Source organism: Candidatus Nitronauta litoralis (genome assembly GCA_015698285.1).
Lineage (GTDB): Bacteria > Nitrospinota > Nitrospinia > Nitrospinales > Nitrospinaceae > Nitronauta > Nitronauta litoralis.
Window position 1 is genome coordinate 524,191 of sequence record CP048685.1, and the last position, 22,808, is coordinate 546,998.

At 49.9% G+C, this 22,808-nt stretch carries 21 protein-coding genes and 2 tRNA genes; 14 read left to right on the top strand and 9 right to left on the bottom strand.

Annotation, left to right across the window (positions count from 1 at the left end; translation table 11 throughout):
* Positions 1 to 6: 6 nt before the first annotated feature.
* Positions 7 to 2,217, bottom strand: coding sequence for a hypothetical protein (locus tag G3M70_02350; GenBank protein QPJ60790.1), 2,211 nt, complete (start codon positions 2,215 to 2,217; stop codon positions 7 to 9).
* Between the two features lie 155 nt (positions 2,218 to 2,372).
* On the opposite strand from G3M70_02350, the gene G3M70_02355 reads away from it, so the two are divergent.
* On the top strand, positions 2,373 to 3,668 hold the full coding sequence (locus tag G3M70_02355; GenBank protein ID QPJ60791.1) for a DUF1015 domain-containing protein: 1,296 nt from the start codon (positions 2,373 to 2,375) through the stop codon (positions 3,666 to 3,668).
* Complete coding sequence (locus G3M70_02360; GenBank protein QPJ60792.1) at positions 3,665 to 4,294, top strand: YihA family ribosome biogenesis GTP-binding protein; 630 nt, start codon at positions 3,665 to 3,667, stop codon at positions 4,292 to 4,294. The genes G3M70_02355 and G3M70_02360 overlap by 4 nt, the downstream gene beginning before the upstream one ends.
* Before the next feature lie 36 nt (positions 4,295 to 4,330).
* Here G3M70_02360 and G3M70_02365 read toward each other — a convergent pair whose 3' ends face one another.
* A complete protein-coding gene (locus tag G3M70_02365) occupies positions 4,331 to 4,657 on the bottom strand; it encodes a (2Fe-2S) ferredoxin domain-containing protein (GenBank protein QPJ60793.1) in 327 nt (108 codons plus the stop codon).
* Positions 4,658 to 4,941: 284 nt separating this feature from the next.
* On the opposite strand from G3M70_02365, the gene G3M70_02370 reads away from it, so the two are divergent.
* The 4 genes from G3M70_02370 (at position 4,942) to ilvB (ending at position 10,063) form a co-directional block, all read left to right on the top strand.
* The gene (locus G3M70_02370; protein QPJ60794.1) at positions 4,942 to 6,012 is read left to right on the top strand and encodes a phosphotransferase; all 1,071 of its coding nucleotides are present in this window, start codon (positions 4,942 to 4,944) and stop codon (positions 6,010 to 6,012) included.
* Positions 6,009 to 7,109: an LPS export ABC transporter permease LptG gene (gene lptG, locus G3M70_02375; GenBank protein QPJ60795.1), complete on the top strand. Its 1,101-nt coding sequence runs from the start codon at positions 6,009 to 6,011 to the stop codon at positions 7,107 to 7,109. Before G3M70_02370 ends, lptG begins: the two co-directional genes overlap by 4 nt.
* 11 nt (positions 7,110 to 7,120) lie before the next feature.
* Complete coding sequence (locus G3M70_02380; protein ID QPJ60796.1) at positions 7,121 to 8,062, top strand: Ppx/GppA family phosphatase; 942 nt, start codon at positions 7,121 to 7,123, stop codon at positions 8,060 to 8,062.
* A 198-nt stretch (positions 8,063 to 8,260) separates the two neighbouring features.
* Positions 8,261 to 10,063: a biosynthetic-type acetolactate synthase large subunit gene (gene ilvB, locus G3M70_02385; protein QPJ60797.1), complete on the top strand. Its 1,803-nt coding sequence runs from the start codon at positions 8,261 to 8,263 to the stop codon at positions 10,061 to 10,063.
* A 71-nt stretch (positions 10,064 to 10,134) separates the two neighbouring features.
* On the opposite strand, the gene G3M70_02390 is transcribed toward ilvB, so the two are convergent.
* Complete coding sequence (locus tag G3M70_02390; protein ID QPJ60798.1) at positions 10,135 to 11,022, bottom strand: MBL fold metallo-hydrolase; 888 nt, start codon at positions 11,020 to 11,022, stop codon at positions 10,135 to 10,137.
* Between the two features lie 96 nt (positions 11,023 to 11,118).
* Here G3M70_02390 and G3M70_02395 point away from each other — a divergent pair, with 96 nt between their 5' ends.
* The 4 genes from G3M70_02395 (at position 11,119) to G3M70_02410 (ending at position 13,611) form a co-directional block, all read left to right on the top strand.
* A complete protein-coding gene (locus G3M70_02395; protein QPJ60799.1) occupies positions 11,119 to 11,622 on the top strand; it encodes a hypothetical protein in 504 nt (167 codons plus the stop codon).
* A 280-nt stretch (positions 11,623 to 11,902) separates the two neighbouring features.
* A tRNA-His gene (locus tag G3M70_02400) sits at positions 11,903 to 11,975 on the top strand.
* Positions 11,976 to 12,002: 27 nt separating this feature from the next.
* Positions 12,003 to 12,079, top strand: a tRNA-Arg gene (locus G3M70_02405).
* A 395-nt stretch (positions 12,080 to 12,474) separates the two neighbouring features.
* Positions 12,475 to 13,611 (top strand): aminotransferase class V-fold PLP-dependent enzyme, encoded by a 1,137-nt coding sequence (locus tag G3M70_02410; GenBank protein ID QPJ60800.1) that lies wholly within the window; start codon positions 12,475 to 12,477, stop codon positions 13,609 to 13,611.
* 24 nt (positions 13,612 to 13,635) lie between these two features.
* On the opposite strand, the gene G3M70_02415 is transcribed toward G3M70_02410, so the two are convergent.
* Entirely contained in the window at positions 13,636 to 15,069 is a 1,434-nt protein-coding gene (locus tag G3M70_02415; protein ID QPJ60801.1) for a hypothetical protein, read from the bottom strand.
* A 111-nt stretch (positions 15,070 to 15,180) separates the two neighbouring features.
* On the bottom strand, positions 15,181 to 16,116 hold the full coding sequence (locus G3M70_02420; GenBank protein QPJ60802.1) for a hypothetical protein: 936 nt from the start codon (positions 16,114 to 16,116) through the stop codon (positions 15,181 to 15,183).
* A gap of 448 nt (positions 16,117 to 16,564) precedes the next feature.
* Between G3M70_02420 and G3M70_02425 the strand changes: the two genes are divergently transcribed.
* From G3M70_02425 to G3M70_02440, 4 genes are all read left to right on the top strand, one after another.
* Positions 16,565 to 17,212 carry an ABC transporter substrate-binding protein gene (locus G3M70_02425; GenBank protein QPJ60803.1) on the top strand — a complete coding sequence of 216 codons (648 nt, stop codon included), beginning with the start codon at positions 16,565 to 16,567 and terminating at the stop codon, positions 17,210 to 17,212.
* An 83-nt stretch (positions 17,213 to 17,295) separates the two neighbouring features.
* The gene (locus tag G3M70_02430) at positions 17,296 to 18,297 is read left to right on the top strand and encodes a GHMP kinase (GenBank protein ID QPJ63682.1); all 1,002 of its coding nucleotides are present in this window, start codon (positions 17,296 to 17,298) and stop codon (positions 18,295 to 18,297) included.
* A gap of 103 nt (positions 18,298 to 18,400) precedes the next feature.
* Positions 18,401 to 19,144 (top strand): tetratricopeptide repeat protein, encoded by a 744-nt coding sequence (locus G3M70_02435; GenBank protein QPJ60804.1) that lies wholly within the window; start codon positions 18,401 to 18,403, stop codon positions 19,142 to 19,144.
* Between the two features lie 8 nt (positions 19,145 to 19,152).
* On the top strand, positions 19,153 to 19,647 hold the full coding sequence (locus G3M70_02440) for a hypothetical protein (GenBank protein ID QPJ60805.1): 495 nt from the start codon (positions 19,153 to 19,155) through the stop codon (positions 19,645 to 19,647).
* A gap of 15 nt (positions 19,648 to 19,662) precedes the next feature.
* On the opposite strand, the gene G3M70_02445 is transcribed toward G3M70_02440, so the two are convergent.
* Genes G3M70_02445 through G3M70_02460 form a run of 4 tightly spaced genes read right to left on the bottom strand, consistent with a single transcriptional unit; the run spans position 19,663 to position 22,705 of the window.
* The gene (locus G3M70_02445; GenBank protein ID QPJ60806.1) at positions 19,663 to 19,980 is read right to left on the bottom strand and encodes a hypothetical protein; all 318 of its coding nucleotides are present in this window, start codon (positions 19,978 to 19,980) and stop codon (positions 19,663 to 19,665) included.
* A gap of 17 nt (positions 19,981 to 19,997) precedes the next feature.
* On the bottom strand, positions 19,998 to 20,660 hold the full coding sequence (locus G3M70_02450; protein ID QPJ60807.1) for a hypothetical protein: 663 nt from the start codon (positions 20,658 to 20,660) through the stop codon (positions 19,998 to 20,000).
* 6 nt (positions 20,661 to 20,666) lie between these two features.
* Positions 20,667 to 21,149 (bottom strand): hypothetical protein, encoded by a 483-nt coding sequence (locus tag G3M70_02455; protein ID QPJ60808.1) that lies wholly within the window; start codon positions 21,147 to 21,149, stop codon positions 20,667 to 20,669.
* 29 nt (positions 21,150 to 21,178) lie between these two features.
* Positions 21,179 to 22,705, bottom strand: coding sequence for a leucyl aminopeptidase (locus G3M70_02460; protein ID QPJ60809.1), 1,527 nt, complete (start codon positions 22,703 to 22,705; stop codon positions 21,179 to 21,181).
* Between the last annotated feature and the right edge of the window lie 103 nt (positions 22,706 to 22,808).

Below are 22,808 nucleotides of genomic sequence, written 5' to 3' on the forward strand. Positions count from 1 at the left end.
AATTTATTACTGATTCAGGACGGGCCAGATACTGGAATATTGATCTGTCCAGGGACGGATTTTTTGTTTTATCCTGCCTGATAGCCACTTTTGTTCCTTCTTCAATATCTCATGAGACTCAGGGTACTTTGTTAACGCCCCCCATATTGTAGCGGCTTTTAACGGAGGTTTTGCTTCCGGGTTTAATTTGAAACTGAAGTGCCAGCCCAATGCCTCGGCGTTACTATAGATAACGGGCAGCAGGTTCATAAACCGGTTGGAAACATGAAAGAAGATCACCCCTCCCTTTTTTAAAGCGCGGTCGTATTCCTTCATCGCCTCAACGGTCAACAGGTGAACAGGAATTGCATCACTGTTAAAAACATCAATGATTATCGCATCGTAAGTCTGATCCGGTTGTTTTCTCATGGTGACCCGCGCATCACCGTAAACAATATCAACTTTGCCTGGGTTATCTTTTAAAAACGTAAAATAGTTTTGCGCAATATGACCTACCATAGGATCAATCTCAAAATATTCCCATTCATCGCCTGCCTTTGCATACCCCGCAAGGGAACCTGCACCCAAACCCATTAGTGCCACTCGTTGCATCGGCAACTGTCTTTGCGTCAACAGCAATCCCATGGGAGAACCGGGATGAAAATACGTCAGGGGAATTTTCTTTCCACGCGGATCGAGAATCTGTGCGCCATGCATGGTGGTGCCGTGTTTCATCATGCGAAAACCGTTAAATTCATGAACCGTATGGACGCCATAGTGGTTGCGTGTTTTAAACACCAGTTGTTTTTGGACAAAGTTAGCGTCAAGGATTACCACCCACAATACCAATCCCGCCAGAACCACGGCATGCTGTTTCAGCCTCGTCCCCAGGCTGCCAAATAAAATCAGGAGAACCATTGCCGCGCCCAGGTCTACCAGGAAACGTCCCTCAGGTGCAATGCTTTTCCGCAACACGGGCCACATCAGGGTCACTCCCAGGATTGCCAGAAACTGAAAAACGAATATTGATTTTTTTCCCTGCCATTCTTTTTGTCCCAGAGCAAGCCCCCATGCTCCTAGTGCGAAAGAGATAAGTGTTTCAAGGGTCAAGTTGAAAACCCAGGGCGCTACCCAGTTGACAACGAAACCGCCAACAAAACCGCCGGCTGACAACACCATGTAATAGGCTGTCAATCCACTTGGGTCTTCCGGCTTGGCCTGGTTCAAACGGAAATGGCAGGCCAGGCAGAAAACAAAACACAGACTGAGCATTAATACCGGCCCAACGGACCTGGCCAACATCTGGTGGTCGGGGAACCAGTTCGCAATGGTGTTGTGTCCCAATTCCATCAGAGACTGCCCCATCATGTTGAAGAAAAAGAGGATGACACCCAGTGCGATGAACCACTGGATATAATCCAGAAACCATTTCGGGCAAAAGGGATTTTTCTTAAAACTGAGGACCAGAGTCAGCAGGTAAACGGCAAGCGGAAGTATCCACAAGAGGGGAACCGGAGCGATATTCAAAGTCAGCTCATTGGTCACCGCAAGAAAAAATGCAGAGGGTGCTGCACTCAGCAAGAGCCATTTTAAAAGCTGGCTACTGGGTACGGAGGGAAGTGATATTCCCGTTGGTTTGTCCTGTTTCTTGATAGGAACCAATAACTGTATGGCAATAAAAAGCACAACCACTAATGCGTATACAAACTCCCAGATACGCGTCTGCTCGGACAGGTCAAAATAGGGCTCCCAGAAAAACGGATAACTCAAAAGCGCGGCAAAGGCTCCCAGATTGGATCCGGCAAATAGCACATAGGGATTTTTACGCGCTTCCAAATGTGAATCCGAAAGGTGTACCTGAAGATAAACAGACAAGGTAGACAGCACAAAGAAAAGCCCACCAATAGTGAGCGTGAGGAGGAAAACAATCTCTCCCACAATGGGCCACTGGTAAGTGGGTTCCGCCATGCGGTCGACATTTATCGGCAGGAGAAGCAACGACAACGCGACGAGGTAGGTATGCACCATTCGAAATCGGGTGAACAACAGGCGCCCGTTCATTAAGTGAACGTAACCATACCCAATAAACAACAAGGCCTGATAGAAAACCAGAGTGATCCCCCACACCATATAACCACCACCGAATCCAGGGAGTATCGACTTCCCAAGGATCAATTCGATTTGGAATATCAGAAATGATGAGAGAAAAACCAGGGTCTGCAGGAGGAGTACACGCATATTTTTTTACCTGTCAAATAAAGTCGGTATTTTGATCAAAAACCCGAAAGGTGTATAGTGACCTTTTGGGTTCCACAAAATTCGGGAATCTCAATAAGGGTAACGGATTGCAGGTAATATGCAACTTGCGATCATACATTTTTATAAGGCCAATAATGGTTGACGTTGTACCATTTTCAGGTTTTCTTTACAACCGGGACAAGACGGGAGGATTGGAACAAGTCATAGCCCCTCCTTACGATGTGATCCGTCCGGAAATGCAGGACGCTCTTTACAACCGTCATCCCTTCAACGTGGTCCGACTCATCCTTGGGAAGCAATTCCCGGAAGACACTGACACCAACAACCGATACACACGCGCGGCAAAAAATTTTCATTCCTGGAAAGAGAATTCAATTCTTGTTCAGGATGCGTCTCCCGCATTTTATGTTCATAGTCAGAAATACGAATTCGAAGGCCGATCGATCACGCGTACCGGTTTTTTTGCTCGAGTCAAACTGGAAGAATTCGAACGGGGCAATATCTGCCCCCACGAATTTACGCTGGCCAAAGCCAAGCAGGACCGGGCTCAGCTTATCCGTGCCTGCAAAGCCAATTTCAGTCCGATATTCGGCCTCTTCTCGGATCCATCCAAACAGGTAGATGAGCGGTTACAATCAGCCATGAAAGCCGATCCCGATTATCAGGTCCACTATGAAGAAATTCAAAACCGTTTGTGGCGCGTCACAGATGCCGAAACCCTCGCGTTTCTATCCAATCAACTTCAAAACTGCAAGGTGACCATAGCAGACGGACACCATCGATACGAAACGGCATTGGGTTACTTTCAAGAGCATGGGAAAGAAGTGCCGGATGCCGGGTGGGTGCTCATGTTTCTCACCAATCTTGAGGCAGACGGCCTCGCCATTTACCCCACCCATCGGCAAATCAAGGTACCGGGGACCTTTAACCGGCTGGAATTTGAAAGCAGACTACAGGAATTTTTTGAAATCATTCCCCAGCCAAAAAATGCGACCACGCCAATACTACTCAGTTCACTGGCCAATGAGGGAAAAGCGAACATTTCATTTTGCGTTTATTTCGGCGCGGGTGAGGCATCAATTCTTCGCCTGAAAAATATAGACCTCGCCAGTCCATTGCGTGAAAAGGACGAACCGAAAGACTTGCTGCAACTGGATGTTTATCAATTACACACCCTGGTTCTGAAACACATTCTGGGAATCAATACACGCACACCGGAGGGTCAGGCTCACCTGCAATATAATGTGAGAGCAGAAGAGGCCCGGAAACATATAGACGCGGGGCAACAGGATATGGTTATTTTTATGAACACCACACCTATAGGAAAGGTCCGGGAGATGGCTGAAAAAGGAATCCGCCTGCCACAGAAAGCGACCTACTTTTATCCAAAGTTGCTGTCGGGACTCGTCATCAACGCATTCAAGACATGAAAATCCATCGCGCAGAATTTATTACGGGGGCCGTGCAACCCAAACAATATCCCGACACGGCTTTACCGGAAGTGGCATTCGCCGGACGTTCCAATGTCGGCAAATCATCTCTGCTGAACTCCCTGCTGAACAGGAAAAAGCTGGTGAAAACCAGCTCGACTCCGGGTAAAACTCAGGAAATAAATTTTTTTGATATCAATAGCCGCTGGATTTTTACTGACTTGCCGGGCTATGGATTTGCCAAGGCCCCGTCATCGGTGAGAAAAAAATGGGGTGTGATGATCGAGCGTTATCTGACCGGCCGTGAACCGTTAAAGCTGGTGGTTCTCATTCTCGACATTCGCCGAAACCCGACGGACCTCGATCTGCAAATGCAGGAATGGCTGGAGCACTACCAGATCCCCTACCTTCTGGTCGCCACAAAAGCAGACAAACTCAAGCAGGGAGAAACTGCGCGCCAACTAAAAAAAATCAAAGCTGAATTTGATCCGGAAGGGACACAACAGGTAATTGCCTATTCCAGCCAGTCAGACCTGGGCCGAAAAATCCTCTGGGGGAAAATCAGAAACTTCCTGCTGGAAGAAACCACAGAAGCGACTTCTTCCATCCCCCCAAACGAAATTTAAAATTCGGCCCCTTGCATCCTGACACCTGAAAAATTATTACCCCCACATATCGTCAGGGATTTCCAACCGTTCGACTTTCTTGCCGTTGACGATGTGCGAATCAAGGATTTCATCAACATCATCCGGCTGCACCCCCTTATACCAGACACCATCGGGATAAACGACCACAACAGGACCATTGGAACAGGGGCCCATACAGCCGGTGTTGGACAATAGCGCTTTTCCAAACAACATGCGTTGTTCGATTCCCATTCCAAATTTTTCCAGAACGGCCATGGCGTTGTTTTCACCACAGGAACCCCGAGGGTGGCCCGGTGGACGTGTGTTGTTGCAAACGAATATATGATAAGCAGGTTTCGGCATGAATCCTCCTCCAAAGGAAAAAATTAAAAAAGAAACCTTATCATGAGATGCCTTCCTGCACAATTCGAATCAGTCTCCAGCATGAAACCTGCTCCGAGTCTGTTTCAAATGCCCCCTCATACTCAGGAAACATAGGTTGTGTTCCGAATTTAGCTGGCTCCCGCCCGCAGCTCACCCTATACCTTCACCGTAAGGTTGTTGCCCCGCCGGATGGGAGAGAGTAAAATAAAAAACTTAAAGGCCTCCGCATTTGTTGAAGGCCTTTTAACCCCTTCCGGATTTTCATGAGTATTCCCCTTTCCAAAACAGCGTTGATGCGCCTTTCACCAGATGAAATAAAAAACCGCCTGAGCCAAAAGGGTGTGGTGCATCCCTCCCAGATTGAAATTCAACCACTCACGGGGGATGCTTCCACGCGCCGTTATTTCAGACTGATCCTCGATACCAGAATAGCGTCGGATGATTCAAACACTCTCATGGCGATGCAATTGGATGAACCCGAGCAAGGGGAAATGGACTGGCTCCTCATTCAGGATTACCTGGCCAACCTTAACCTCCCCGTTCCCAAGGTCTATGATTACTTCAAGGAAGATGGCATTCTCGTGCTTGAAGACCTGGGGGATATCACTCTCGAACAACGCCTCCAGGATGCAGAACCCTCCCAGGTAGATTTGTGGATGGACAAGGCAGTCGATCTGATTGCCACGCTACAAAGCAAGGCCGTAATACCAAAATCCCCTGCTTTCGAGCGCAGGTTCGATGTCGAAAAGCTGATGTGGGAATTCGATTTCATGTTGGAACATTATGCTGTGGGACTGCTGGGGAACCCGCCACCCGAAGGGCTGCTTAAGAAGTTGCGAGCTGAAATGACCAGCTTGTGTACCCGGCTTGAGGCCATTACTCCCTGTTATTGCCATCGCGATTATCACAGCCGCAACCTGATGGTACGGGGCGACCAACTGGTATTGATCGATTTCCAGGACGCAAGACTGGGGCCTCCGCAATACGACCTGGTTTCACTCCTGCGAGACTCGTACCATCCACTGCCTGAATCGACAGTCCGGAAAAAAACCGAGCGCTTCCTCCAAAAAAAAGAAGCGTTGGAAAACAAGCCTATTGATCGTGAAGAATTTTTAGTCGGCTTTGATCTAATGGCCATTCAAAGAGGGCTGAAGGCAATCGGCACTTTCGCGTATCAGAAAACCGTACTAGGCAATGCACGCTACGAACCTTGTATCGCTGGCACATTGCCCAATGTTAAACATGCACTCAGTCGTCGCCCAGAACTGACGAAACTAAAAAACGCTTTGCAGGAAGCCTTACCTCCGCTTCAAAACTCAGCGGACCTCTTATGATTTTAAAACGTTACGTCCTGAAATATTTTCTGCAAACCTACCTGCTCACACTGGGTGCGTTGATCAGCATGTTCCTTATCATCGACTGTTTTGAGCGGATTGATGAATTTGTTTCGCGTGATGCCCCGATGTCTTTCCTGTTTTTATATTACCTGTATAAAATTCCGTTCGTGTTTTTTTTCATGGCACCGCAAGCGGTTTTGCTGGCGACTGTTGTCACCCTGGCTACTCTGGCACGCAACAATGAATTCACGGCGATGAAAGCCTGCGGTATTGGTGTTACCGGCATCACCTTCCCTATTTTGAGCTGCTCGCTTGTAATCGCATTTTTCGTGGTGTTGTTAAACGAATTCGTCGCTCCGATCACCAGCGAACGGATGAACTATATTTATTATGTCGAAGTGCGCGGGATGGAGTCACAGGGCCACCTGCAACGCGACAACATCTGGCTCCGTTCGAGTAACGGTTCTATCTGGAACATCAGTTTTTACGATCCGGACAAATCCCTGATGCGCGGTGTGAGTCTGCTCTATTACGACGAAGAGGATCTGTACATGCGTCGCCGGGTCGATGCTGAACTGGTTCTCTGGAATGGCAAACAATGGGAATTCATGAATGGTTCCATACGCTATTTCACCAGTAAAAGTCTGAACAAAACTGATTTTTTTGAAAAGGAAACCTTCCCTGTTCTGGAATCGCCCAAGGACTTCAAGAAAATACAAAAGCGCCCTGAAGAGATGAGTCTGCGCGAAATGTACCGCACAATAAAAGCCAACGAAACCGAAGGCCTGGACACGCACCAGAACTGGGTCGATTTGCACCAGAAACTATCCTACCCCTTTATCGCAGTGGTGATGGCGCTCATCGGGATACCCCTTTCCATAAGGTCCAGCCGGACCGGAGGGATCCTGTTTTGCGTTTCGGTCAGCCTTTCCATTGGTTTCGTCTTCTCCTTCATTTACGCCATGGGCATCTCGCTGGGACATGGTGGAACCTTCAATCCCATTATGGCCACGTGGGGACCGTGCTTTCTGTTCATCTGTATTGGGCTTTATCTCCTGCTCACGATGGACAGCGAACGCATGTTGCCAATATAAGCCAGTATTTAATGAAACGATTCGCATCCATTGACCTGGGATCCAACACTGTAAGATTGCTGGTGGGCGAACAGCCGCCGGGTTCCGAACTGGCCATCCTCCGTGAGGAAAGAAGGATCATTCGCCTGGGTGAAGGACTGCACAAGGAAAAACGCCTGCTCAATCACCGCATGCAATTGGCTATCGATACCCTGAACGAGTTTCGTCAAATATGCTCGGAATATGGAGAGGTTTTTATTTATGCGGCGGCGACCAGCGCCGTTAGGGATGCCAGCAACCGCGATGAATTTGTCCAAAAGGTTAAATCAGAGACCGGAATGTCCCTCCAGGTCATCCCCTGGCAGGAAGAAGCATCCCTCACTCTCGACGGTGTCCTCTGGAAACTGTCTCCCGGAGACGACCCGTTCATCACGTTTGACATTGGAGGCGGCAGTACGGAATACATTCTGTCCAGAGGACGTGAGGTTCTCGCTTCTTGTGGCACAAAGCTGGGCGTGGTACGCCTGACCGAACGATTTATCACTCACCACCCTTCCGATCCAGAAGAACATCGGGCCCTGTCCGAATTTTTGTCGGATGAGCTGGGAAAAGTTCAGCAACAACTTGGGAGTCCACCTACAGGCAAACTGGTAGGAACTGCCGGAACCGTAACCACTCTGGCAGCTCTGGACCTGAATATTTTTCCTTATGATGAAGAAAAAATTCATGGGTCGACTCTTTCCATAAAACGGGTTGAGGAGTTGCTGGAAAATTTGAAGGCCATGACCCTTGAAGAAAGGGTGAAGTTGCAACCCCTGGAAAAGGGGCGCGAGGACCTCATCATCGCAGGGGCCACGGTGGCTCTCGAAACCATGCGGGCTTTTGAATGCGATACTTTGACAGTCAGCGAATACGCATTGAGGGAAGGGTTACTGCTCCGGGCGCAGGCCATTGCCGCAAAACAAACAACCTGATCCCAACCGGGGTTCAAGACCGGCCAAATATTGACATCCCCTTGTAATTACGATATTTTTGTAGATTAATCTATCTTTTAATTTAACGGTCCTCTATAAAAAAATCCCGACTTTTGCCACCACCTGACTTCCGAAATCCGGCAGCAGGCCCCTGCAAATCATAGTTAAGAGGCCCCCAAAAAACGAGACGCGTTTACCATGGCCAGCCGACAGACATCCTCAAAAAAAATCATCGACATAGACCAAGCTAAACAATCGGCAGGATTGCCCATGAAGGGACGGGATATTATCGTAAAATCCCTCGAAAACGAGGGCGTGGAAGTGATCTTCGGCTATCCGGGTGGTGCTTCCATGGAAATCCATCAAGCGCTGACACTCAGCAAGAAAATCCGACACATCCTGCCACGTCATGAGCAGGGCGCGGCCTTTGCTGCGGCAGGTTATGCGCGCACCACCGGACGGGTTGGCGTTTGTATGGCGACCAGTGGTCCCGGCGCGACCAATCTGTTAACCGGGATCATGGACTCCAAAATGGACTCCGTTCCACTTCTGGCCATCACCGGCCAGGTACCGGCTCCGGTCCTCGGCAGCGACGCCTTTCAGGAATGCGATGTGGTTGGCGGAACGTTTCCGATGGTCAAACACAGTTACCTGGTCAGCGACATCAACGATATTCCAAGTGTCATCCAGGAAGCGGTTCACATTGCGACCACGGGGCGGCCCGGTCCGGTTCTGGTCGATATCCCGAAAAACCTGCAACAGCAGGAGACGATTCCGAACTTCAACGTTTCGCTCGACTTGCCGGGATACAAACCGAATTACAAGCCATCGCCGCAGCAGGTGAAAAAAGCGATGCACGCCATTCGCGAAGCTAAACGGCCTATCGTCTATGCAGGCGGTGGAATCATCACCGGTGAAGCATCGGAAGAGTTGCGTAAGTTTATCGAAATCACCGGTCTGCCCATCACCAACACCGTAATGGGGCTCGGCAGTTTCCCGATGGAAGATCCGCTCAGCCTGCACATGCTGGGCATGCATGGCGCGGTTTATGCCAACATCGCCATCAACCATGCAGACCTGGTTATCGCCCTGGGTGTCCGTTTCGATGACCGGGTCACCGGCAAGCTCGCAGAATTCTGCCCGAACGCCCGGTTCATCCATGTTGACATCGACCCGTCCGAGATCAACAAGAACATTGCGATTGATGTCCCGATTCAGGGCGACGTTAAACTCGCTCTTCAAATGATGAACAAACAGGCAGAACGAAAGGCAGATATCGACGGCTGGCTCAAGCAACTGCAGGATTGGAAAAAAGAATTTCCGTTGTCTTATGAGTCAAACGAAAAGGCAATCGTACCGCAACACGTTATCTGCGAAGCACAACGGCTGGCAGATGATGATGTTATTGTCAGCGTCGGGGTTGGACAACACCAGATGTGGACGGCACAGTTCTGGCGTTTCCATTCACCACGCACGTTCATGTCGAGTTCCGGACTCGGTTCGATGGGCTTTGGACTGCCAGCGGCAATGGGAGCCCAGGTGGCGCATCCGGACCGGCAGGTCATCAACATTGACGGCGACGGTTGTTTCCTGATGAACATCCAGGAGTTGCAGACGTTGAAGATCGAGAACATTCCGGTCAAGAACATCGTTCTCAACAACGCCCATCTCGGCATGGTGGCCCAGTGGGAAGACCGATTCTACGACTCACTGCGCGGTCATACCTTCATCGGAGATGCCAACTTTGCAGAGATCGCAGCGGCGTTTGGTGTCGCAGGTGAAACCATCACCAAACCGGAAGAAGTTGAACCTGCCCTGAAACGTATGCTGGAGTTCAACGGACCGTATGTACTGGATGTTAAGTACCCATACAACGACCAGAGCCACGGACACGTTATCCCGATGATCCCGGGCGGCGGAACTTATCTGGATTCAATCCTGGATGCCAAGTCGAACCTGCGTCAATACTGGGATAAAAAAGGTTTCAGCTACAAAGGGTAAAACCAGGTCAAAGCCAAAAACAAAAACCCCCGTGCCATGTGGCGCGGGGGTTTTTTATTTTTCCAAATTGATTAATTCCTTACAAATTCGAAAAAAGCACGCTCGATGTTCTGGTCGAGCCGGTCGTGGTTTGCCCACCCACTGAATTTTTTCTTCAGCTTCTCTCCAACTTTTTTCTGAATGTCCGGCAGGGCACCACCATCCAGCAGGGCATCCTCCACATAGGTCCGGAGATTCATCAGGTAATGTTTCATCAGCGTCACGCGTGGTTTATTCCCAACGGGACCATTGCCCGGAATAATAATCTCGGCATCGAGGTCTTCCATTTTCCTCAAAGCTTCAATCCAATTTGAAATGCTGGCTTCACGCATGTCCGGAATTTGTTCGGCAACCACCATGCCACCGGTAATGATCACCCGATAGGATGCGATGTAGATATACAAATCGCCTGATGTATGCGATGCCGGAGGATGGATCAATCTCAAGTAATATTTTCCCAGTTTAATTCCCAACTCCTTCTGGAAAGTCAGGTTCGGTTCCAGCGCCCTGATCTTGCTGCCCGGGTGCTTTTTCTCCCATTTTTTCCGCTCGCGGTCGCCTGGAGAATTGAGCATGGTCTTGCCCGCCTGGGCGGTCATCACAATTTGGGCACCTTCAAACGCCGCGTTTCCAAATGTGTGTTCTCCGTGGTAATGCGAGTTGATAACATACACCACCGGTTTCTGCGTCACTTTGGCGATTTCTTTTTTAAGCCTCTCCCCCGCTTCCGGACTGGATCCGGGATCGATGACGATCACCCCTTCCCCCGTCACGATGAATGTCGAGTTGGGACCCGGCCCGGACTTCAGCATCACAGTATAAATCCCCGGCAGCACTTCTTTCGTTTTGTATTCATCCGCCACCGCATGGGACACCAGACCCAGCACAACTCCCGCAATCAATAAAATCTGTTTCAGCATCAAACAACTTCCTTTCCGGTTGATAGGACTACGCGACATTCCCGGGGCATCCCGGGGTCTTTTGTATAACCCCCAGTTTATGTTATTTTACGTGGAATGGACCCGGAAAACCAAAATAAGTCTGAATACCTGTTGAAATTGCTGGAGGAAGGCGATGCGATGGTGTGCCTGGATTCGCGTCACCCGGCGGTGGATGTGCCTGCAGCCCATCGGAATAACCCGATGCTGAACCTGGTGTTCAACCTGAATTTCAGAAGGCCGTTTGAGGTGATGGAGGATGGCATTTACGCCACTCTGGCCTTCGACCGCCGTCCCCACAAATGCGTGATCCCGTTTGAAGCGGTCTGGGCCATTTACGTGCCGGGCACACAGACCGGGCAGGTGTGGGAAAACAGCCTCCCGGATGACCTGGAGCTGGAAGGACAGGCGCTGGAATTGACCTCCCAAAGCAGCAAAGGGCCAAAACCCGCTTTAAAGCCGCAACCCCAGCCACAGCCAGCCCCGCAACAGGCCGCCGGGGCCGAGACCACGCCCCCCAAACCTACCGTGAAAAAAGGCAAATCCGGCCGCGACCGCAGCCATTTACGCGTGATCAAGTAGAGAACGGGTATTGCTCCTTCTGCCTTTTTAAAGGTAAATCATAAGGATGCACCACTTCGGCAAGCTTCCGGCAAACTCTGGGATTGAACATTCAGTAAACAGGAATTAGCATCTCCGCTGTCACCCTGAGCCTGTCGAAGGGGGGCAGCGGCATTGAACATTGAAGGCAGTTTGGAGCGGCTCGAAAAAAACTTGTCGTGACCCGGCACAATGGTTTAAACTCCGTATTCTGGCTTTCGTATCAGGTCATCCCGTCAAGTCATCCCGGACAAAAATTACGGTGGGTGTAGCTCAGTTGGTAGAGCACTGGATTGTGGCTCCAGTGGTCGCGGGTTCAAGTCCCGTCACTCACCCCTTTTTATTTTTTATATTTTGATCGGGCGCCCGTAGCTCAACTGGATAGAGCATCGGATTTCGGTTCCGAGGGTTGGGGGTTCGACTCCCTCCGGGCGTGCCACCTTGCGGTGGGGGCAATGTGCTGAAACTTTTCCGAACACATTTATTTTTTGAGCGCTTCGCCGAATTCTTTCCACTGGTCGACCGCAGGGTCCGGTAGGGCAACCCACAATCCAACACACCCCATTTTAATATTTTCAACAGCCTTCCTTCATAGTTGAAAAAGAATAGCTCCCCGACAAGGTAGCTTTTCTAAAATCCAGGGCGATATTCTTCGTCGCCTACGGCTTCTCAGAATGACCTAAAATATTGCCCCGTCATGCTGAACCTGTCGAAGCATCTCGCCTTTGCTTATTTTTTCCTTCAAACCAACCCAAGATATCCTTTTCCAATTTTTTAAAAGAAGGTTATAGTCTGGCATTCGTCTAATACATCCCTAACGGCTAAATAATAATCATGGATCTTGAAAAAATACGACATGAATTCCCGGTAGTCGAGCACCGTATCTTCTTCGATCATGCCCGGGTGGCTCCTCTGCCCCGCCGCGTTCGCGAATCCTGTGAAGCGTTCCTGAAAGACGCTAATGAAAACGGCACGGCCAATTACCCGAAGTGGATGAAGGAAATCGATCGCGCCCGCTCAAGTTTCGCTAAATTGATCGGAGCAGGCGACGACGAGGTTGCGTTCATCAAGAACACATCTGAAGGCATTTCCATCGTCGCCAATGGCATCGACTGGCAACCCGGCGACAACGTGGTCATCCCGGACATCGAGTTCCCGGCCAACGTTTACCCCTGGATGAACCTCAAGGACCGTGGTGTTGAAGTGCGTTTCGCCAAATCCGTACGCGGGCGCGTTCCGTTTGAACAGATCCGCATGCAGGTGAGTGACCGCACGCGCGTCATCTCGGTTTCATCGGTGGAAGCCAACAGCGGTTTCCGCAACGACCTCCCGGCTATCGGTACGTTCTGTAAAGAAAAAGGGATCTACTTCTGCGTCGATGCCATCCAGAGTCTCGGGGTGCTGCCGATGGATGTCAAAAAAGACCACATCGATTTCCTCGCGGCGGACGGGCACAAATGGATGCTTTCAGTTGAAGGACTCGGCGGGTTTTATATTTCGAAAGACGTGCTGGAGAAAATACGTGTCGTCAATGTCGGGTGGGACAGCGTGGTCGATGCGCGCAACTATATGGATTACGATTTCACCCTGCGGCCGGGAGCCCAACGCTTTGAGGAAGGCAGTTTCAACACGATCAGCATTCACGCCTTCGGCGCGGCGCTGTCGCTGTTTCACGAAGTGGGAATGGAAACCGTTTCCGAACGCATCCTGCATCTCGGCGACCGGGCGCTCGATCATTTATGGAAGCGCAATATAAAAGTCGTCAGTTCCACCGAACTTCACGAACGATCAGGCAATATCACCTTCACCCTGAAAGGCGATCTCAACCGGCTGGAACAGTTCATGGCCTACCACAGCGTGACCTTAACAGTACGGGACGGCATCGTCCGCATCTCGCCTCACTTCTACAACACAGAGGACGAAGTCGACCGTTTCTTTAATCTACTGGATGAATTTCTGGAACAGGAATAAGGGATCGCGCCGGAGAGTACCGTCTTACTTCGGGTAAACCGTACTGATGATGGTGGGCAGGTTTTCTTTGGCTTTCAATTCCCGCGAAGCCTGGATCGCGGTTTTCTTGTCTTTGTATTTGTCGACATGAACCCGGTAGATTTTCTCATCGTCCTTTTTAAACCAGCTGACAAACGCATCGTGCCCCTTGCTGACGAGGTAGTTTAACGCCCGCTCCGCAAAAGCTTTGGTCTTGAAAGCGCCGACCTGCAAGGTGTAGAGCACACCCGAGGGCGGTTGTTGAGTCGATCCAATCCGTACGCCTTCAAGATTTCTGACCGGAAGTTTTCTTGCCACCGGTGCCGGTCTTTTCAGCGTGCTCACCATAGCCGGCCCTGCACTCGGTTTTTGAATGGAAGCGAGCTGTTGACCCGGAGCCGCCATAGGAACAGGGGCGGGACGCTGCACTTCTCCCCTCTGCCGCGGACTCAGGTCCATCGGTTCCCATAAAGGAGCAGGGCTTGGTGCGGATTTCTTAACCGTGGCCGATGCTCTTTTTAATTTACCGGAGGTGGGCGTGAACATCTTTTTGGGTTTCACCCCTGCCATTTTTTGAGCCACTTTCGCCACCACCACTTTTCTCGGGCTCGCCTTTTGATGGGCTTCGCGGTAGGCCAGGTCGCGTTGCGCGGTTCTGGCGATGATTGTTTCGTCAAACGTCTCTTCTTCTTTTGCCCGTTCCGGTCGCTTGACGAGGTTGGTGAGTTTGGTCACCATCGCATGGGTGATCCGGTTCAGGTTGAGCTTATTGGTGACAAATTGAATCGGTGCCAGCACCGCGGAACTCATTCCCGTCGGAATTTTTCCAAGGCCCTGGAAATCGGATTCGGTCTGCTCCGCGCGCCACAGCACTTCCCCGGTGCGCGTGTCCACCATTTCCACCGAGATATCGACTTCAATAGAAGAATGCAGCACGAGATAGGAACGCTTGACCTTGTTGATGCGGGTGATCACCACCGCATCAGCGCCCAACACCTCCCCCAGGCGGAGCGGGCTTATTTTTTTCAGATCGGCGGGTTTGGTCAACCGGTTCTGGTGCAGCAGGGAATCGACCACATGCCGTTCCATCAGCCGAAACCGCGCGTGCTGCAGATTGGCGTAAAGACTTTGCCGGAACATTTTACCTGCGCCCTTTTGTCCGTCCCCGGTAAGCTCCGGCGGAAGAACAGCGACGACCTGCTGGCGCGACAACTGGTTGAGGTTGCCGGAAATCTTGGTCTGCAACTGGCCTGTACAACCGGTCACCAGAACGGAGACCAGAAGAACCGTTACGCGGAAAACATTTCTGCAACAGGCGATATCAAAAATGCTTCGCGACCGCGAGCCGCCCTTATTAAACAGAAACCTTTGCATAACACCAAAATCAAGATCCAAGGCGAGATTCTTCACTTCGTTCAGAATGACAATGCAGCATTTCATAATGTCACCCTGAGCCTATCGAATGGAAGGGAGCCGCCAAATTCCCGGCCTTGATTAAAGAAGGGCGAGCGAGTTGTCGGCTCGACCAATATTGAACTTTTAAAAATTTTCTTAAACATTAACTTTGGTCACCAGTGTGTTGAGAATTTTTTTGCCGATGAGACCTTTTTTATCCTGAAGTCGTCCGATGATCAGGGCACGATCAAAGCGATCTTCCTTCATAATTCTGTAGCTACCCTGATAAACACCCGGCGCGATCTCCTGCATGACCTGATAGGTGCGGGCACTGCCAATATCGAAGGACGCTTGCAACCCTTTCGGGCCCTCCAGTATGACCTCGATCACATCACCCTCTTTCAACTTTTGTCCGGGACGCAGGTTGGCCTGCAGACTTTTGATTTTGGGTGGATGCACATGCTTTCGGTGCAAACGGGCCGGGTCCGGAATTTTTTTCATCGCCTTCACCGCAAACGCCTCGGCAGAGCGGTAGTAGGCCATATCGGTTTCAGAATTGTTCAACTGATCCTGCACAATATTGACAATTGTGGAGGTGGCGATTCCAGACAGTTCAATTTCGTGATGGTCCAGAACCCACAGCGGTTTATCAGCGGTGAGTTCCCAGAACTCCAGTTCCGCTTCCAGGCGGGTTTCGGCATACACACCGGCGGTGAAATTATTCGCATCGATCACTCGCCCGTAGATCACTGCATCGACTCCTAAAATACGTTTCAGCTCTGGTCGTGGAATATTTCGAATGGCGGCGGCACTCTTATAACCGGCCTTGCGGAGGCGACGGTCGACTTCTTCAAGTTTGAGATCCCGGTAACCCAGGTAGGAAAAATAACTGTAGAACACTTTTCGAAAAATATACTGGGGTCGTTCCCCTTCATCGAGTTCCACATCCAGAGTGAAGGGAAGGACCGCCACGGTGGATGAGTCAGAGGCTTCCGCCAGGGGCCGTACCATCTGGATATCCGGAGTGGTGCAGGCGCTCAGGAAGAGGGCAGCCGAAATCAGACAAAATCGGAGCGTGCGGCGTATCAACATGAAATCACCGCCAGAAATAATCGGTTTAAGTCCATAAATTTCAACGAATTATGACGAAAAAACCCGGTGTTTCCAACTATAGTGGAGGCCCACATTATTGTCAATCAGTTTGTGATAGTTTGTTAAAATTAAGCCCTAAAAATCCCACATAAAATAAACCGTTACCCATTCAAACTTAACGGGTTATAGAATCAGGAGCCACCCTTACCCTGGCTCTGGCACACAGGGTTTCTGGGCGTCAAACACCTATAGAATCAACATCAACAATTATCCAAGATTACCAGAGTCAAAGTGCCGGAGGGAACCTCAAAAACCAGGGAATTTCTCCTTTTCCTGAGGGGGGAGTGGTGGGAACAACCATTGCTTGTAACCTGATAGCAACTTTGGTAAATTTAAAGGCAGTAACCTGCTTTAATCGGTCAACCTGATAAATGGAGATGCCTCTCCCATGAAGAGACGCAAACAGTTCAGCCTGAAAACTTACCTCAGCCTCTTTGCCCTTTGTATTGCCGTTCTCGCATCAAGTGCGTATTCGGTTCGCGCTGCTGCCATTAAAGATGATTTGAAATCCACAATCGACAATGTAATTCAAGTCGTTACCAATCCTGAATACAAATCAAACGAGACCACCCGGCGTGAAAAACTAAGGAACATCATCAATCCCATGTTTAATTATCACGAAATGGGAAAACGTGCGCTGGGCAAGAAGGACTGGATGGCGCGTAATAAAGGTGAACGCCAACAGTTCATCGACCTGTTTGGAAAACTGCTGGAAAACTCCTATGCCAGCAAGATTGAATCCTATCAGGACGAAAAAATTGAATACGGAGACGAAATAGTTAAAGGCAAATACGCCATGGTGAAAACTAAAATCATCCGTAAGGACGACACCATCAATGTTGATTACAAATTGATCAATGGTGGCAAGAACTGGCGCGTCTACGATTTTGTTATTGAAGATGTCAGCATGATCCGCAATTACAGGTCGCAGTTCTCCAAAATCATCCGTAAAGACTCTTTCCAGACACTGCTCAACAAAATGTCTGAAAAGGTAGGTGACCTTGAAAATGGCGGGGAGAAAAACGACAAGCTTTAGTCTCCCGTTACGCATTCCGCTCAACTTAAAAAAGCCGGTGGAATTTTCCACCGGCTTTTCTTTTTCTCTCCGGCTTCCACATGATCATCGAAAGCAGCGCTCCCACCAGAATTGATCTTGCAGGCGGAACGCTTGATTTGTGGCCACTGCATCTATTCTTTGACAATCCACCCACTCTCAATGCTGCTATTGATCTTTACGCACGGGTCAGTTTGAAGACCCGGCGCGACCGGGCTGTCGTGATCGAATCCCAGGACCTTGGTCTCAAGGCACGATTCTCTTCGATAAAAAGTTTTCCGGAAGATCATCCTCTGCAACTTATCCTGCGACTCATCCGGTTTTACAAACCGGCAACGGGCCTTGAAATCACCACTCATTGCCAGGCACCCGCCGGGTCTGGAATTGGTGGTTCTTCAGCACTCAATATTGCCTTGAACGGAGCCCTCAACCGGTTGACAGGTAACTGCTATGGGCGCGAAACTCTTGTCGAGATCGCAAAGAATATCGAAACACAGGTGATCAAGGTGCCTGCGGGGATCCAGGACTATTATTCAGCCCTCAAAGGCGGAGCGCAGTCCATTCGATGCACATACGACCGGATCATCAACCAGCCGCTTCCTCTGGATTTGAAAGAACTCACCTGTCGTTTTGTTTTGTGTTACACAGGCAAGCCACGTGCATCAGGCATCAACAACTGGCAGGTATTCAAGGATGTTGTCGACCAGGATAAAAAAACACGTCGCCACCTTGGAACCATCGCGGAAACCAGTGTCTCTATGGAACAGCAGCTTCTTCGAGGTTCCTTAAAGAACTTTGAGTCTCTGTTCGACTCGGAATGGCAGGCTCGTAAAAAGCTGGCGCCAGGAATCAGCACACCGGAAATGGACTCCCTTATCCGGGCCGGCAAGCAGCAGGGTGCCCTGGCCGCCAAAGTTTGTGGTGCCGGCGGCGGGGGTTGTGTTGCCTTTTTTGTAAAGCCCTCCGCCCGCGAGTCAGTGACTTCAGCATTGGAATCAAAAGGCGGACGCGTATTGCCGTTTCGCTTTGTCAAACGTGGATTGTCAGTTTCGGTACGTGAAGCGTAAATAAAACGTAGGAACTCCAGATATCTTTAGGGTCTGTTCGGTGGTTTGGTTATAATAAAGTGGTGCAAAATAATTGACGGCTCCCTCGCTTAAAGGCGAAGTCATGCAAGACAAGAAACCCAAAACCAAGATCGGCTGGATCACCTTCGGTTTTATTTTATTGCTCATACTCCCCTTCGCTGCGTTTCGTCAGCAACCTCAAGTACCGCAAAAGATTGGAGACCCATCGCTCAACCCATACCCGGCTCCTCAAGACGAAGCGGCACAATTTATTCAAAAAGCATCTGAAAATTATTTCTACCGGGAATACAAAAAGGGTGCAGACAATTACAGGAAGGCCATTGCAATCTATGAGTCACGCAATGATTTTCCCAAGGTTGCAAAAACCTACCATAGCCTGGGTGATTTATATGTCTGGGCGCGCCAACCCAAAGAAGCCATAAAGAATTATCAACAGGCGGCCAACGTTCACCTTCAGGTACAAAACCCAATGGGTCAGGCGGAGGATCTTCTGGAGATTGGTGAGATCCATAAAAAAGCGGAAGACTTTGATGAGGCGGAACTCTGGTTTAAGAAATCTTTACTGGCCTTAACCAAAGTGAAAATAAACCGGGTCCACGGTCAGATCCAGGAAGCTCGCGGTCACAATTACTGGGCCAACAAAAACCTAATCGAAGCAATCAAAGCGTTCGGGGAAGCTAAAAAGGTTTACGCACATTTAAATTATGGACTTGGCGTCGAACATATGACCAATGTGATCTTCAGGCTGGAGAATGATAAATCCCGCATCCACAATCACGCAGTGCGGGACGAAGACCTTGAAAAACAAGGTTACAAAACGCACTAAACTATTCCATGGCATTTCCAGGTTTTGATTGTTCTTCCCTTAAAAATTATTGTCTAATCGCTATCGGTTTTTTTGCCCTGGCACTCCTTCCACCGCAGGCTTTCGCGGAAGAACCACCAGCACCTCCACCCGCTTCCACAAAACCTCCCGCCTATTCCGCTATACTTCTCAATAATCTGGCCGAAATGGTCCCGGTTACTGAATTCGATTGCCACAACCGTGTCTACATCTACATCACCTGGTACCGCGTTCCCGGGACTCACCGCGTTACGGCGCTTTGGTTCAATCCCCAGGGAAAACAGGAGGACGCACACGATCTCGATTTTGAAGGCGGGGAAGAGGTTGCCTGTTGGCTGGCACTGGAATTTTTAAACGTCCACACCGCCAGCAGTATGATGGATGTGAACCCTGCCGCTACGCGATTCAACGGCACCTGGCGAGTCAAGCTTTTGCTCGACGGGCAACCACTCGAAACCCAGGGCTTCAATGTCAAATGTGGTTAATCCGCGAGGATGGGGCTAGCTGGAAGGATCTGTCTCTTCGTCCCCGGATGATGTTTTTGGAACAACATTCTCGGTATCGTCGACGAAACGGTCATTGATTTTGGCAAGGTCCTTCTGGCTTTTATGTACCTTGTGTAAAAGGGTCTTCAACTCTTTTTCCGGGAAAAGGTCATTTAAATCCTGATCTTCCCCGGGAAACATCTCATTGAGGTCAATCTCTTCTTCTTTGGGTATCCCTTCTTCTGGAAATCCCTTTTTGCTTTCTTGTTCCAATTCATTTGAAGTCGGTGCCTGAGTGGCTTCTTCCGGAGGGGTTGGATTGGTCTCTTCCATTAGGATGTCCTTTGCGGTTACCGGTTGGTGAGGTCTTGATAGCGTTTTAAAATCAGGGGAACAGCGGCGAGCGCCAGGGTTTTGTCAAAATCGAGAAAAAACTTGATGGTTCGTTTTACACGATCCCAGTCAGGGTGTTCCTTATCCAGAACCTGCCGAACTCGATTGATTTCTTCCAGGGCTTCCTCTTTTTCACGCCGGGTAAAATCCTCCAGCCCTTCAATAATGGCAGGTAATGAATCGAGTCCTGAAGACGACAGGTTTTCAGCTTTCTTTGATTCATTCTGCAAGGAAGCTGAAACGGATTCACATTCTTCCGGCAGTTCCAGCGTAGCACCGCCTTTTATTCTCTCGCGGCTTTTCTTTAAACGCAACTCCTCAAACACATGCTCTCTGGCGGCTTCGAGGATTTCCAGGGCAAGGTCGATATCTGAAATCAGAGCGATTCGATCATTGATGTCAATCTGCTCCGATTCCGGTTTTCCCAGAAAAAAATCGGAGGCGAACCGGATTTCATCAAAGGCAGGTATTTTTACGGGTGCGTAGCGTAAAAGCAGGTTTCGGGACTGCCGTTGCCAGGAATCAAAATCGCGATCATGCCGGTTTTGTGCGACTTCCTTTAAAGATTGGGCACCCGTTTTTATTTTTGAAAACGCTTCGGCCAATGCATCCTGATCCATCGTATCCTAATACCGCGCCAGGTAGATTCCCATAAAAACGGCCAGACAAACAGCCGCAAACGCAACCTTGCCGGTGGTTTCCATTTTTTTGAGAACTTCTGGTATACGCTTCCGCCTTTCAGGCTGAAGATCAATGTTGGAAATATCGGGCTTAAGCATGAAAGTTTGATAAGCACTGAAGAAAAACGCCGGCAAAACAAAAATAAGTTTTACACCGAGGACATTGTAATACCCCTCACGCAGATTCACCTGATCGGTGTAGTTTTCCATGAGGTAATAAATACCAGAGAACACCAGAACAAGTATAGCCGTGAACATTGTTGGGGCCAGACGGTCCATTAAAAGGTAAGTCAGTGATGTTTCATCCGGTGTGCTGTCTTTTTCCCGCAACCGTGCCTGAGGCAGGAGAACGAAAAGTGCAAGCGCTCCGGCCCCGATGGCCACAGCCGCCCCCATGACATGAACAAAAATAATGATCGCATTTCCCATAATTCTATAGCTTCAGGATGGTTGATTTTTTAAAGGGAGCGCAGAGTTTCGATTAAGAGACGCACACCGTATCCGGTACCGCCTTTTGGAACATAGGGTTTTTCTTCCCCTGTCCAAGCCGTGCCTGCAATATCGAGATGGGCCCAGGGGAAATCACCGACAAAGCTTTTGAGGAACGCCGCACCGACAATGGTTCCACCTCCCACCCCCGGTGAGGCGATGTTTTTCAGATCCGCCACATCGCTTTTAACCGACTTTTCAAATTCTTCATAAAGCGGCAGTTGCCAGACCCTCTCGCCAATTGCTGTTCCAGCTTCCGTCAGTTTGTCGATCAGTTTCTGATCGGTCCCGACCACTGCTGCAGCCTGGTGTCCAAGAGCGACCAGGCAGGCCCCGGTCAAGGTCGCCAGGTCGATCACCGCGCGGGGCTCATATTTCTGGGCGTAGACCAACGCATCAGCCAGGACCAGTCGACCTTCAGCATCGGTGTTGAGCACTTCAATTGTTTTTCCGTTGGAAGCGGTGAGTATATCGCCTGGCTTAATGGCGCGCCCGCTCGGCATGTTTTCAGCCGCGGGCACAATGCCTACAAGATTGACAGGAAGTTTCAGACTGGCAGCGGCGCACATGGCGCCAATGGTCACCGCCCCTCCCGACATGTCGTATTTCATTTCATCCATGCCGGCACCCGGTTTGAGCGAGATGCCTCCCGTATCGAAGGTGATGCCTTTACCGACGATAACAACCGGTGCCTGTTTCTTTTTGCCGCCAGAATATTCCATGACGATTAACGCTGGAGGGTTCTCACTACCCTGGGCGACCCCTAAAAGCGACCCCATGCCCTGCTTCTTCATTTCCTTTTCGCCCAGAACCTTGCAGGAAAACTTGTGCCTGCGCGCCAGCTTTTTCGCTTCACTCGCCAGGTACATCGGAGTAGCTGTGTTGCCCGGTTGCCATTGCAGATTACGCGTTACGGTTACTGCTTCAGCCAACCTCAGGCCTTGATCTACATTTTTTTTAATCGCCCGTTCCCGTGCCTTGGCTGGACATAACAGGGTGACCGAGTCGAGACGAGGGGACGCGTCTTTCTCGTCCTCCTCATTTTGACTTTTGTATTCATCGAAATGAAACAGTGCCAGGTTCACTGCTTCCGCGATGACCTGCCATGGTGTGTTTTGATCGGTATCCCTTCCGCCGCCTATTTTCCCCAGGTCTTTTTCCGGGAAACACACCACTGGTTTTTTGAATCGGGATTTTTCTGCAAGCTTGATGGCCGTGCCTGCCGCTTGCCTTAGAGACTCGAGGTTCGCATCTTTCTGCTTGCCCAAGCCAACAACCAACAGGTGCTCAGCGGGATACGCACCGCGCGAATCGAGAAGGCAGGTCTGGTTTTTCTTACCTTCAAAACGACCGGATTTAATCTGAGACGTCACAGCACCGCCCAAAAGCTGGTCGAATGTTTTCAGCAGGCCGGATAGTTTTTTTTCAGTGCAAAACAGGATCAGACAGTCCGTCTGTATCGCAAGTGGGTCTTGAGTTTTGATCAGGGTTTTCATTAAAGGCCATTCCGGGAAGGTTTCGGAAAACGCGGGAAGGCTTTCCCAACGCAGAGTGATTCCTGAATTTTAATGAATTCCCTAGAGCCGGACAAGGGGAATC

Excerpts from the sequence above, each read along its gene's own strand:
- G3M70_02420 (QPJ60802.1), bottom strand. The coding sequence starts at position 16,116 with ATGTTGATACGCCGCACGCTCCGATTTTGTCTGATTTCGGCTGCCCTC.
- G3M70_02440 (QPJ60805.1), top strand. The coding sequence starts at position 19,153 with ATGGCATTTCCAGGTTTTGATTGTTCTTCCCTTAAAAATTATTGTCTA.
- G3M70_02365 (QPJ60793.1), bottom strand. The coding sequence starts at position 4,657 with ATGCCGAAACCTGCTTATCATATATTCGTTTGCAACAACACACGTCCA.
- G3M70_02395 (QPJ60799.1), top strand. The coding sequence starts at position 11,119 with ATGGACCCGGAAAACCAAAATAAGTCTGAATACCTGTTGAAATTGCTG.
- G3M70_02435 (QPJ60804.1), top strand. The coding sequence starts at position 18,401 with ATGCAAGACAAGAAACCCAAAACCAAGATCGGCTGGATCACCTTCGGT.
- G3M70_02380 (QPJ60796.1), top strand. The coding sequence starts at position 7,121 with ATGAAACGATTCGCATCCATTGACCTGGGATCCAACACTGTAAGATTG.
- G3M70_02360 (QPJ60792.1), top strand. The coding sequence starts at position 3,665 with ATGAAAATCCATCGCGCAGAATTTATTACGGGGGCCGTGCAACCCAAA.
- G3M70_02350 (QPJ60790.1), bottom strand. The coding sequence starts at position 2,217 with ATGCGTGTACTCCTCCTGCAGACCCTGGTTTTTCTCTCATCATTTCTG.
- G3M70_02455 (QPJ60808.1), bottom strand. The coding sequence starts at position 21,149 with ATGGGAAATGCGATCATTATTTTTGTTCATGTCATGGGGGCGGCTGTG.
- G3M70_02355 (QPJ60791.1), top strand. The coding sequence starts at position 2,373 with ATGGTTGACGTTGTACCATTTTCAGGTTTTCTTTACAACCGGGACAAG.
- lptG (QPJ60795.1), top strand. The coding sequence starts at position 6,009 with ATGATTTTAAAACGTTACGTCCTGAAATATTTTCTGCAAACCTACCTG.
- G3M70_02410 (QPJ60800.1), top strand. The coding sequence starts at position 12,475 with ATGGATCTTGAAAAAATACGACATGAATTCCCGGTAGTCGAGCACCGT.
- G3M70_02370 (QPJ60794.1), top strand. The coding sequence starts at position 4,942 with ATGAGTATTCCCCTTTCCAAAACAGCGTTGATGCGCCTTTCACCAGAT.
- G3M70_02450 (QPJ60807.1), bottom strand. The coding sequence starts at position 20,660 with ATGGATCAGGATGCATTGGCCGAAGCGTTTTCAAAAATAAAAACGGGT.
- ilvB (QPJ60797.1), top strand. The coding sequence starts at position 8,261 with ATGGCCAGCCGACAGACATCCTCAAAAAAAATCATCGACATAGACCAA.
- G3M70_02390 (QPJ60798.1), bottom strand. The coding sequence starts at position 11,022 with ATGCTGAAACAGATTTTATTGATTGCGGGAGTTGTGCTGGGTCTGGTG.
- G3M70_02425 (QPJ60803.1), top strand. The coding sequence starts at position 16,565 with ATGAAGAGACGCAAACAGTTCAGCCTGAAAACTTACCTCAGCCTCTTT.
- G3M70_02460 (QPJ60809.1), bottom strand. The coding sequence starts at position 22,705 with ATGAAAACCCTGATCAAAACTCAAGACCCACTTGCGATACAGACGGAC.
- G3M70_02415 (QPJ60801.1), bottom strand. The coding sequence starts at position 15,069 with ATGAAATGCTGCATTGTCATTCTGAACGAAGTGAAGAATCTCGCCTTG.
- G3M70_02445 (QPJ60806.1), bottom strand. The coding sequence starts at position 19,980 with ATGGAAGAGACCAATCCAACCCCTCCGGAAGAAGCCACTCAGGCACCG.